This window comes from Steroidobacter sp., from assembly GCF_016790065.1.
Lineage (GTDB): Bacteria > Pseudomonadota > Gammaproteobacteria > Steroidobacterales > Steroidobacteraceae > Steroidobacter.
The window spans coordinates 1-10,407 of the sequence record NZ_JAEUPY010000649.1 but is presented as its reverse complement, the minus strand read 5'-3'; the positions used below and the strand labels follow the sequence as shown (position 1 = coordinate 10,407).

10 protein-coding genes, 1 pseudogene and 1 riboswitch are annotated in these 10,407 nt (G+C 60.4%); of the genes and pseudogenes, 3 read left to right on the top strand and 8 right to left on the bottom strand.

Annotated elements, in window-relative coordinates:
* The 8 genes and pseudogenes from JNL55_RS26930 to JNL55_RS26895 all read right to left on the bottom strand — a co-directional run.
* Window positions 1-1,524, bottom strand: a pseudogene (locus JNL55_RS26930) (chemotaxis protein CheW); the annotation flags it as partial.
* A 144-nt stretch (window positions 1,525-1,668) separates the two neighbouring features.
* On the bottom strand, window positions 1,669-2,367 hold the full coding sequence (locus JNL55_RS26925) for a histidine phosphatase family protein (RefSeq protein ID WP_293861832.1): 699 nt from the start codon (window positions 2,365-2,367) through the stop codon (window positions 1,669-1,671).
* 50 nt (window positions 2,368-2,417) lie between these two features.
* The gene (locus JNL55_RS26920) at window positions 2,418-2,627 is read right to left on the bottom strand and encodes a hypothetical protein (RefSeq protein ID WP_293861829.1); all 210 of its coding nucleotides are present in this window, start codon (window positions 2,625-2,627) and stop codon (window positions 2,418-2,420) included.
* Window positions 2,628-2,814: 187 nt separating this feature from the next.
* Window positions 2,815-3,393: a hypothetical protein gene (locus JNL55_RS26915; protein WP_293861826.1), complete on the bottom strand. Its 579-nt coding sequence runs from the start codon at window positions 3,391-3,393 to the stop codon at window positions 2,815-2,817.
* Between the two features lie 33 nt (window positions 3,394-3,426).
* Window positions 3,427-3,798 carry a response regulator gene (locus JNL55_RS26910; RefSeq protein ID WP_293861823.1) on the bottom strand — a complete coding sequence of 124 codons (372 nt, stop codon included), beginning with the start codon at window positions 3,796-3,798 and terminating at the stop codon, window positions 3,427-3,429.
* Window positions 3,799-3,946: 148 nt separating this feature from the next.
* Entirely contained in the window at window positions 3,947-4,717 is a 771-nt protein-coding gene (locus JNL55_RS26905; protein ID WP_293861820.1) for an ABC transporter ATP-binding protein, read from the bottom strand.
* A 2-nt stretch (window positions 4,718-4,719) separates the two neighbouring features.
* Entirely contained in the window at window positions 4,720-5,532 is an 813-nt protein-coding gene (locus tag JNL55_RS26900) for an ABC transporter permease (protein ID WP_293861817.1), read from the bottom strand.
* A 4-nt stretch (window positions 5,533-5,536) separates the two neighbouring features.
* Complete coding sequence (locus JNL55_RS26895; RefSeq protein WP_293861814.1) at window positions 5,537-6,592, bottom strand: putative urea ABC transporter substrate-binding protein; 1,056 nt, start codon at window positions 6,590-6,592, stop codon at window positions 5,537-5,539.
* A 100-nt stretch (window positions 6,593-6,692) separates the two neighbouring features.
* A riboswitch (guanidine-I (ykkC/yxkD leader) is annotated at window positions 6,693-6,792 on the bottom strand.
* A gap of 262 nt (window positions 6,793-7,054) precedes the next feature.
* Between JNL55_RS26895 and JNL55_RS26890 the strand changes: the two genes are divergently transcribed.
* From JNL55_RS26890 to JNL55_RS26880, 3 genes are all read left to right on the top strand, one after another.
* Entirely contained in the window at window positions 7,055-7,780 is a 726-nt protein-coding gene (locus tag JNL55_RS26890; protein WP_293861811.1) for an urea amidolyase associated protein UAAP1, read from the top strand.
* Window positions 7,780-8,430 carry an urea amidolyase associated protein UAAP2 gene (locus tag JNL55_RS26885; protein ID WP_293861808.1) on the top strand — a complete coding sequence of 217 codons (651 nt, stop codon included), beginning with the start codon at window positions 7,780-7,782 and terminating at the stop codon, window positions 8,428-8,430. The genes JNL55_RS26890 and JNL55_RS26885 overlap by 1 nt, the downstream gene beginning before the upstream one ends.
* 91 nt (window positions 8,431-8,521) lie before the next feature.
* Window positions 8,522-10,407 (top strand): biotin carboxylase N-terminal domain-containing protein (locus JNL55_RS26880; RefSeq protein ID WP_293861805.1); only part of this gene is annotated, 1,886 nt, incomplete at its 3' end.

Here is a 10,407-nt window from a genome sequence, read left to right as displayed (position 1 = left end):
CGCGTACTGTTGTGAGTCGCGCAGCTCCAGCGTCGCTGCCATCCAAGGCTCTGCGATGGTGGTGCCGACCTTGCTCGCGTGAGCTGAGTTGGAAACCGCGACGACGCGGCCCGACGTGTCGAACAGCACGATGTCGTGATAGACGGTGTAAAGACTGTTGATGTGGCGAAGGATCGCGCCAGCATCGGCAGTCGCGTTGCTGTCAGCCAGATAGCGACTCAGCTCGCCGTTGAGAGCCCACCAGCGGCAATCGTTGGCGCGCTCGTACAAGTTACGATCCAACACGTCGACGGCCAGCGACGCCAGCAGTTGCGCATCCTCCAGAATGGCCGACACGACTGTCTCTTGCAGCTCGCTGATGGAGCGCTCGAAGGTTTCCTGAGTCCGGCGGCCGCAACTGCCGATCTCACGCAGCAACACCTTGGTGAAGTCGCTGCCAGTGTCGGTGCTGGTCGTCAGGCGCACGTTGCCGTTCCACACGGTGCGATTGAGCTCTCGCTGGATGCCGTCCGCCTGCGCGGGGATCTTGCGTAGGGCGGGGGAGAAAATGGTCTGGCTTTCGCGCAGCGCTGCCAGCAGCTCGCGCGGAATAGCTTTGGTGCTTTCGCCGGTTTGACTCTCGAACGCATGCTCAATGGGCAACATGGCGTGGCCGTACCAGCCTGGGCCCATGTAACCCTGGTAGCCCTGCGTGCGGCAAGTTACTGCCAGATATTCACGGCCCGCAAAGCGAACCACACGGCCGCCCGCATCAAGCACCACGGGCACTGGCGCACCGATCGGGATTTGCCAGGCATCGCTGCTGGCGATCACGGTGCCGCGCTCGTCCAGAAAACAAAATACGGTCCAGTCTTGCTCGGCGCGCAGCTTGTCGAAGATGCCGGCGACTTCGTCTTCGAAACGGAAGCACAGACACAACACGCCTTCGGTGCGGGCACCGTCACCGACACGGAATGAATAGACCAAGCTGCGTTCGGAGTTGGGTAGCAGATCGATGCGGCCGAAACTTTCCACATAACCCTGCCGGGTCGTGAGTGTTTGTTTCAGCAGTTCGTGTGAGGTGCGAGCGACCTCGTATTGATCATCGAGCCGAACCAGCACGTCGCCATCGGGACTGAGTAGCACGACATCGTGATACACCGAATACTTGCCGACGTATTCGCGGAAGCGACTGCGTAGACGCGCGTCGAGTTTACTCACTTGCGCGTCGTCGGCGCGGCGTTGACGCAAGTAATCGCGGATGTCGTCGTCGATGGCAAGAAAGCCGATGTCGGCCGTGCGCTCAAATAGATTGCGCACGATCACGTCGATGGCGATCTGGCCCTTGGCCTGTAGCGCCAGCATCGCTTTTTTATAGGTTTCTTCGCTGAGGCTGCCGACCAGATCGTTGGCCAGCGCTTCGAACGCTTGGCGGGTGCCGCTCATGTCGGCGCCATCGCCTCGCAGATGAGATAGCAACGACAACGTGTCCCACGAGCCTTGCAAATTGGCCAGGCGTGCGCGGTAGTCCTCAACCGAGGACATATGCCGTACTGCCGCCGCCTTGACCATGTCACCGTCCTTGTTTGTCTGAGCTTTGTCCTTGGCTATAACGGCCCGCGACGCAACAAGCTTGAAAAGTAAAATGCGCGCTGGTTCGCGATTTCTCGCGTCCAATACGGTGCAAGCTCAGCGGTACGTTATCAATTGCCTGAGTTCTGCACGATCCAGGTGCGGCAGTCCGTTGAACATGGACAGCGACACTTTGTCGGCGCTGTAAATCAGTCGGGTGATGGACGCGTTGTGAACTGCCCAATTCAATTCGATGCCGGTGTGATTGGCCAACCCCATGACATGGGCGACCACAGTGCCGATGACGCCGCCGGAAGTGCTGATCAGTAACGTCTTCGAACGGCCTTCGTTACGCATGATGCCTTCGAGGGCCGCGACGATGCGGCCGTGGAAGCCACGCCACGGAATCATATCTTCGGCTTCGATCTGAGCTTCGACCCAAGCGCGCGCGGCACGCTCCAGAAAGAATTGAAACTTGCGCCGGTCGGTGTGCAGTCCGGGCCAGCCAGCTTCGGCGAGTTGCTCGGGCGTGAGTGACTTGGCAAACGTATGCAGAATCCGATCGCTGTCGTACTCGTTGAAAGCCGGCTCGATGGCGATGGGCGGCGCTGCGTTGGTTAGCGCGCCGGCGATGATTTCCGCAGTCTCAGTCTGTCTGCGTAGCGAGCCGGAATAGATGCGGTCGATACGTTCGCCCAGTGCGGCGAAGTAATTGCCGAGGTGGCGTGCTTGTTCACGCCCGGTGGGGGAGAGCTGATCGTAGTTGTCAGTGCCGAACGAGGCCTGACCGTGGCGAATCAGATATATCGTGCTCATGCCGGCAGTGTAGCCGGCACTGGCTCGCGGTCGTAGCTCGCAGCGCGGCTTTAGCGGGACGCCGTGCGCTTTTCGGGCTTGGGCTCGATCGGGCCCAGATCGGTGATTTCGACTGCCCAGGAGCGCTCGGCCACCTGGCGGATTTCTACGCTGGCAACTTCATCCGGCGGGCTGAACAGAGCGGCCGAACCCCACAGGACTCCACCGACCAGCGCGAACGCGCCAGCAATACCGATAATTTGTTGAGACTTGATGGCCATGACTGACTCTCCCTTTTTTGCATCTCACTAGACGCGTTGGGCGTGTCATCTCCGGACCCGCTCGTACAGCTAATCGACGGGCGCAACGATAGCTTATGGTCGATTCGGCACCGTGCGCTGGGTCACACGGCCTCGGTAAATGCAGCGCAAAAATATCGGAAACGAGCGCTAGTTCTCAGCTGGTCTATCAGAACAGCTCAATGTCGCCACTGGTGCCGACACGAATGGTCTGGGTGCTCTGATGGATATGGTCGCGGGCCTCATCGGCGGACGCGCCCTCTACCATCATCTGGAACAGCTGCTTCTCTTCCTCGGTTCGATACAACCGCTTGAGCGTGGTAAACAAATGGCGCCACTGCTCGCGCTGGGTGGCCTGCTCGCGGTCACAGACGAAGGTGGCCAGCGTGGACAGGCTGTAACGCACGTGGCCGAGCCGCTGCGACAGTTTGTCGTAGAACTGGAAAGCCACGACCGCGTCATTCATTTGGCGCTCGATGGTTTCCATCTGTTTTTTCAGATCGATGTCACCGAGCACCGCGCGCTGTTCCGGCGTGAACACGGCGGCCTTGCTCTTCAAGGAACGGGCCGTTTCGGCCAGGCCGGAAAACACTCGGACCAGCGAGTCGACGGCCAGATCCGATTCACAGGTTGCCGACTCGATCTGGGCCTCGCACAGCTCGAGCATTTGCGCGATCTGCTGTTCGGGCGTCCAATCCGCGAGCGGCGCTGCTTCGGCGTTGGCGATTTCTAGGGAGGTGGACAACATGGACGGGTTCACGGCGACTTGGGATGCGTGGGGTTAGAGCACCCGGGCGATGGTCGCGAGCAATTGATCGGGATTGAACGGTTTGACGATCCAACCAGTGGCGCCGGCTTGCTTGCCGCGCATCTTGGTTTCCTGGCCGGACTCAGTGGTCAGTACCAGCATGGGCGTGAACTTGTACGTGTCCAGGCCGCGCAATTCTTTGACCAGCGTGATGCCGTCCATGCGGGGCATGTTGACATCGGTCAGCACGAGATCGACGCCGCGAGTCTTGGCGAGGTCCAGCGCTTCCACCCCGTCGGCAGCCTGTATGACCTGGTAGCCGGCACCTTCCAAGGTGTAGCGAACCATCTGCCGCATGGACGCGGAATCGTCCACGGCAAGAATCGACTTCGAGGCTCCAGACATTACACGCGCTCCAATTTCACTTAAATCCGCCGGTCGCGGCCCGCAGTCAGGGCGGCGACTTCATTGTTTGACGATTTAACGGCGCGGGTTGCTGGGAGTTGAGTAGGGGCTTCCCGGAATGAGCTGCCGGTCGCACTCCGCTGTGAGGCTACTGAGCCATCAATAGAGATGTGATGGCGGGCAGGGGCGTGCTGTGCTTCTTCCGGTTCAGCGGTATGTCATAGGTCACAGTGGCGCCGTAGCGTTCTGGTGCGTGCGGGTCGTGGCGACGCTTGTCGAACACCAGCAAGCGCGTGCCGAGCTGGAAGCTCTCCTTTAGATCGTGGGTGATCATGAAAATGGTCATGCGATTTGCCTGCCACAGTCGCAGGATGATTTCGTGCATGTCGGCGGTGATGCCCGGATCGAGTGCACCGAACGGCTCGTCGAGCAGCAGGATCTTGGGCTCACGTATTACCGACTGCGCGATCGACAGGCGCTGTTGCATGCCGCCCGAGAGCTGCGCGGGATATTTGTCGCGCGCCGTGTGCAGACCAATTGCTTCCAGCAGGCTCTCGGCTTTCTCCAGCGCTGCGCGGCGTTTGACGCCGAACAGCTTGCCCAGCCAGCGCGAGCCGGAGAACTCCAGGCCGAGCATCAGATTGTCGAGCACGCTCAAGTGCGGGAACAGCGAGTACCGCTGAAATACGATGCCGCGATCTGGCCCGGGCTCGGCGGGCACCGGCTGACCGTCGATCAGCAACTGACCGCGCGTGGGCTGCTCGACTCCAAGCAGCATGCGCAAGAACGTGGTCTTGCCGCAGCCCGAAGCACCGATGATGGTGACGAACTCGCGATCGGCGATGTGCAGGTTCAAATTCTCCAGCACCACCTGATCGCCGTATTCCTTCCACAAATGTTTGACGGTGACCGATGCCATGCTCAGCGCGTCTCAGCCCAGGGGAATAGGCGCGCTCGCAGAGTTCGCAGTCCCCAGTCCATGGTGTAGGCGAGCAGCGTGATCCAGACGACATACGGCAAGATCACATCCATGGCGAGATAACGACGCACGAGAAAGATGCGGTAGCCGAGGCCTTCGGTGGAGGCGATGGCTTCTGCTGCGATTAGAAATAACCAAGCCGAGCCCAAGGTCAGGCGTAGCGCATCGATCAAGCGCGGCCACAGTTGCGGCAGGATGACTCGTGTCGACAGCAACCAGCTCGATGCACCGAGCGTTTGTGCTTTGATGAGCTGCTCTTTCGGCAGCTCGCCAGCGCGCAACGACACATCGCGCACGATACAAGGCGCGACGCCAAACACGATGAGCGCGATCTTCGCGACTTCGCCCAAGCCGAGCATGATGAACAGGATGGGCAAGATGGCCAGCGGCGGAATCATCGCTAACGCGGCCACGAAGGGGCCGAGCAGCGAGCGCACTACTGGAAGTGCGCCGATGGCGAGCCCGCCCACGATGCCGATGAATGCGCTGATGGTCAGCGCGATCAGCAGGCGTTTGAGGCTGGCGCCCGTGTCCAGCCACCACAGCACTTCGCCACTGCGTCGGTCTTCTTCCACGGCGTAGCTCTGCAGTGTGTCGACGAACGCGCTGGGTGCCGGTAGTAGCTTGTCGTCGGGGTTGTCTGCGAGTCGGGCCGCCGAGCCGAACAGATAGGCTGCGATCAGAATCAAGAACGGCAGCGCGCCGAGAGCCAGCGCGCTACCCCGAGTTGGATATAGATTGACTAGCCTTGGCATGCCTTCAAAGCGCGCCGTCTGCCGCCAGTTTCAGGTAGCTGGCATCGAGGCGCATTTTCACACTCTTGGCATTGCCTAAAGTCTTGCCGCCGGGAAACTTGATCCCCACCGCGTCCACGCTCTTGGCGCCTTCGCCGAGCAGACCATGCTCGAACGAAAACTTGCGCACTTGATCCATGGTCTTGATCACCGTCGGGCTGGTGGCGAACGCGTGCGCTTCTGCCGGCGTCCAGAACATCTTGGTGGTGGCCAGCTGACTGTTGAAGCCAGCCAGATCGGTGCCCGAGGCCTTGGCCATGTGCTCGAGCGCTTTGGGATCCTTGGCGGCCATCAGCTTCAATGTTTCGAACCAGGCGCCCACCAACGCCTTGGCGAGCTTGGGGTTGTCCTTCAAGGTGGCGGTGTTGATCACCATCATGTCGATGATCTCGCCCGGAATCTTGCTGGAGTCGAACACCAGCTGCGCATCCTTCGCTGCGAGGATCTCGCTGAGTTGCGGCTTCCACGTCACGGTGGCTTTGGTATCGGCGGCTGCGTAGGCGCCGACGATGTCCGCATCGGACGTGTTCACGACTTTAATGTCGCGCTCTTGTAGGCCCACGGTTTCCAATGCGCGGGCCAGCAGATAGTGCGACACGGACAGTTCCACCAGATTCACCGGCAGGCCTTTGATGCTGGCGAGCGTCTTACCTTTGCCTTTCAGCACGACGCCGTCGTTGCCGTTGGAGAAGTCGCCGACGATCAGTGCGGTCGAGTCGACGCCGCCTGCAGCGGGAATGGTCAGCATGTCCATGTTGGTCATGACACAACCGTCGAAGCCGCCGGCGGTGTACTGATTGATGGACTCGACGTAGTCGTTGATCTGGGTGAGCTGAATACTGATGCCGTACTTGTCGGCCCACTCTTTCAGAATGCCGCTGTCGGCAGCGTAGTCCCAGGGCATCCAGCCCACATAAATGCTCCAGGCAATCTTGAAGGATTTTTTCTCGGCGGCGTGGGCGGCGGGCGTCAGTGCCAGCAATACAAATGTCAGGGCCGCGATCCGGAGCAATCTATTCATTCGGCGTCTCCTCTCATTGTGACAGGCCACTCGAATCGAGCGCCGGAAGACAGCCCCGGTCGGAATGCATGGCTAGGGGGCTCGCCTCTACAGCGCGCAAACCTCCCGGGCTTTTATCCCGCCGTGTATCCAGCTTGGATCACTGGACTGCCTCTCTCGGACCAGCATCGCGAACGATCGGAACCCTAGAGGCAAATTGCCAGCAATGAGTTTGCAAGGGACGTGCCGATGGTCAGTCGCTGCAGTTGTCGCCGTGGCAGGCGGCTGCGGCTTCGAGCGGTGCATTCGAATAGCGCGCTGATTTGTCTCGCTCGCACTCAAGCGGTGCGTTTGCATCGCTCGACGCTCATCCAGAAAAGCCGTTGTTGCGTAAAGGTGCTGCTCATCGAGGGCGTTGAGCGCATTGGTACATTCCTTGCTCTGGTCGATCCAAGTCAGCGTGGACTCGTCGTGGGTGAAAGGATGGCCGAAGGCGCGCCGTATTGGATGTTGTGGGAAGAACTCGTCGTCGGCGGCGCCCATTGGTCGGGGCTGCTGCGGCGGGGAACGACGTTGCGTCTCACCGACGTGGCCGGTGGCGGCAATGCTTCGGTGCTGTTCTATAACTACGACGATCGGCTCGAGCGTTACAACATGGCCGACACGCTCAAGGCGCAACACACGGCCTATCTCACTCGCAGCTGCGTCTGCTATTCCGACATGGGGCGCGTGATGTGCTCCATCACCGACGACACCTGCGGTTGGCACGACACGCTGTGCGGTGTCAGCAACGCTGCTACAACCCACTCGAAGTACGGCGAGGCGCGTTATCAAGAGCGTCGTAACGAGTATCACCGCAATGCCTACGACGGCTTTTTAAACGAGCTGGGCAAGTACGGCCTGGGTAAGCGTGACCTGACCGCCAACATCAACTTCTTCAGCAAGGTCACGGCCGATGACGACGGTAACCTGCAGTTCCAAGCCGGCCACTCGGCGGCCGGTAGCTATGTCGATCTGCGGTTTGAGATGAACACTTTGGTGGTGCTGGCCGCTTGTCAGCATCCACTCGACCCCGCGACCAGCTACCAACCCAAGGATGTGCGGCTGACGACCTGGCATTCGCGCCCGGCGCCACGCAACGATCCTTGTCGCACGCGCTGCCCGGAGAACGAGCGCGGCTTTCGTAATACTGAAGTGTGGTGCCGCTGATGCCGCTCAAAGACAGTTCTTTGCAGGCAGCTCAGGCGGTGCACCGGCACGTCATCCCGGCCGGCGAGCCGTGGATGGGCAGCATCAAGCAGGGCCAGCACTTTCGTATCGTCGATCTGGAAGGCAACCAGGCCGTCGACACGTTGTTCTACAGCAGCGCTTCGCTCGACGAGCGCTACAGCGCGCAGGACACGATTCGCGCCCAGGGCAACATTTATCTCAGCGCCGGCACGCAGTTGTTATCCAACGAAGGCAACACGATGTTGACCATCGTCGCCGACACCTGCGGCCGTCACGACACGCTGGGTGGCGCTTGCTCGGCGGAGAGCAACACCGTGCGCTATGCCATCGAAAAGCGGCACATGCATAGCTGTCGCGACAACTTCTTGCTGGCCTTGGCGCACTGGGGCGCGAAATATCATCGCGACATCGGCAAGCGGGATCTGGCCAGCAACATCAATTTCTTTATGAACGTGCCGGTGACGCCGCAAGGCAAGCTCACGTTCGCCGACGGTATTTCCGCCGCCGGCCGCTATGTCGAGATGCGGGCCGAGATGGATGTCACGGTGCTGATCTCCAATTGCCCCCAGTTGAACAACCCTTGCAATGGCTATAACCCGACGCCGGTGGAAGTGCTGGTGTGGGACTGACGGCAGGCGAGTATTGAATCGCCACTTGCGGGACGACCCGTAAGTTTCATGACAACGCCGGGACGACCCGGCCTCGGGCTACGGCGTTATCATGTTCAATAAGGTGTTGATCGCCAATCGTGGCGCGATTGCCTGTCGGATCGTGCGCACTCTGAAGCGGCTGGGCATTGGCTCGGTGGCTGTGTACTCAGACGCCGATCGCCATGCCATGCATGTGGCCATGGCGGATCAAGCCATTCATATCGGTGCGGCGCCCGCGGCCGAAAGTTATCTTCAGCAAGATCGCATCATCGCCGCCGCTCGCGAGTCGGGTGCGCAGGCCATTCATCCCGGCTACGGATTCTTGAGCGAGAACGCTGCGTTTGCGGAGAAGTGCGCAGCGGCTGGCATCGTGTTCATCGGCCCCACGCCGCAACAGATGCGAAGCTTCGGTCTCAAACATACAGCGCGTGAACTCGCTCAGTCGCAGGATGTTCCGCTGCTGCCTGGCAGTGGGTTGCTTGAAGATGCCGCGCACGCCGTGCGAGCGGCTGAAGAAGTTGGCTATCCCGTGATGTTGAAGAGCACCGCCGGTGGTGGCGGCATCGGCATGCAGCTTTGCCGGAACGCTGCTGAGTTGTCTGCCGCGTTCGCCAGCGTCGTGCGGCTGGCGGCCAGCAATTTCAGTCAAGGCGGCGTGTTCATCGAAAGGTTCGTCGAGCAAGCCAGGCACATCGAGGTTCAGATCTTTGGCGATGGCCGCGGCAATGTGGTGGCGCTGGGTGAAAGAGATTGCTCGGTGCAGCGGCGCAATCAGAAGGTCATCGAGGAGACGCCTGCGCCACGACTCGATGCGCGGACTCGGCAGGCGTTGTTTGCTTGTGCCGAGCGGTTGGGACGCAGTGTCGGCTATCAATCGGCTGGCACGGTTGAGTTCGTTTATGACGATGTTGGCGGCGAGTTTTACTTTCTGGAAGTGAATACGCGGCTGCAGGTCGAGCACGGCGTGACCGAGCAGGTCACTGGCATCGATTTGGTTGAATGGATGTTGCGGGTGGCTGCAGATGAAGCGCCGGACTTGCTGGGCTACGTAGCGCAACCGCAGGGGCATTCGATTCAGGTGCGTGTGTATGCCGAAGACCCGGCTCATCAGTTTCGGCCGTCGAGTGGGTTGCTGTCACATGTGCAGTGGCCCAGTGGTGTACGGGTCGATCACTGGGTTGAGACCGGCGCCGAAGTGCCGGCTCATTACGATCCGATGTTGGCGAAGATTATCGCTCATGGTGATTCTCGCGAGGATGCGCTCGCGAAGTTGCAGGATGCGTTGGCGGGGACGCAGCTGTACGGCATTGAAACCAACTTGGCCTATCTCCGCCGTGTTGTGGCCGACGACACGTTTACTTCTGGGCGACAGACGACACGCTTTCTCGCTGGCTTGGAATATCGGCCGGCTACGGTGGAAGCCGTGCAGCCTGGTACACATAGCTGTATCCAGGACTTTCCGGGGCGCGTTGGGTATTGGGATATCGGGGTGCCGCCGTCGGGACCGATGGATGATTTGGCCTTTCGACTTGCTAATGAGCTGGTTGGGAATTCGCATGCGGCTGCGGGTTTGGAGCTGACGGTCAGCGGGCCCACGTTGAAGTTCAATGCGCCGGCTGTGATTGCGCTGTGTGGGGCGCAGATGAAGGCTGAGCTGGATGGTGTCGCGGTGCCTTATTGGACTGCGCTCAAAGTGTCTGCTGGTAGTGTTTTGAAGATGAGTGCGATACAGGGCGCTGGTCAGCGCACTTACCTCGCTGTGCGAGGTGGGTTCGATGTGCCGCTCTACATGGGAAGTCGAGCGACGTTCACGCTTGGCCAGTTTGGTGGACATGCGGGGCGTGCATTGCGTGCGGGCGACACGCTGCGCCTTCAGCAGTCTGTCGATGTGGCGGTCGTTGGGCCGCCGTTGGCTGCGGCACGCGTGCCGAGCTATTCGAATACTTGGGATATCGA

What these genes read in the sequence shown, in the direction of transcription:
- JNL55_RS26925 (WP_293861832.1), bottom strand. Translation starts at nt 2,367, where the DNA reads ATGAGCACGATATATCTGATTCGCCACGGTCAGGCCTCGTTCGGCACT.
- JNL55_RS26920 (WP_293861829.1), bottom strand. Translation starts at nt 2,627, where the DNA reads ATGGCCATCAAGTCTCAACAAATTATCGGTATTGCTGGCGCGTTCGCG.
- JNL55_RS26915 (WP_293861826.1), bottom strand. Translation starts at nt 3,393, where the DNA reads ATGTTGTCCACCTCCCTAGAAATCGCCAACGCCGAAGCAGCGCCGCTC.
- JNL55_RS26910 (WP_293861823.1), bottom strand. Translation starts at nt 3,798, where the DNA reads ATGTCTGGAGCCTCGAAGTCGATTCTTGCCGTGGACGATTCCGCGTCC.
- JNL55_RS26905 (WP_293861820.1), bottom strand. Translation starts at nt 4,717, where the DNA reads ATGGCATCGGTCACCGTCAAACATTTGTGGAAGGAATACGGCGATCAG.
- JNL55_RS26900 (WP_293861817.1), bottom strand. Translation starts at nt 5,532, where the DNA reads ATGCCAAGGCTAGTCAATCTATATCCAACTCGGGGTAGCGCGCTGGCT.
- JNL55_RS26895 (WP_293861814.1), bottom strand. Translation starts at nt 6,592, where the DNA reads ATGAATAGATTGCTCCGGATCGCGGCCCTGACATTTGTATTGCTGGCA.
- JNL55_RS26890 (WP_293861811.1), top strand. Translation starts at nt 7,055, where the DNA reads ATGGCCGAAGGCGCGCCGTATTGGATGTTGTGGGAAGAACTCGTCGTC.
- JNL55_RS26885 (WP_293861808.1), top strand. Translation starts at nt 7,780, where the DNA reads ATGCCGCTCAAAGACAGTTCTTTGCAGGCAGCTCAGGCGGTGCACCGG.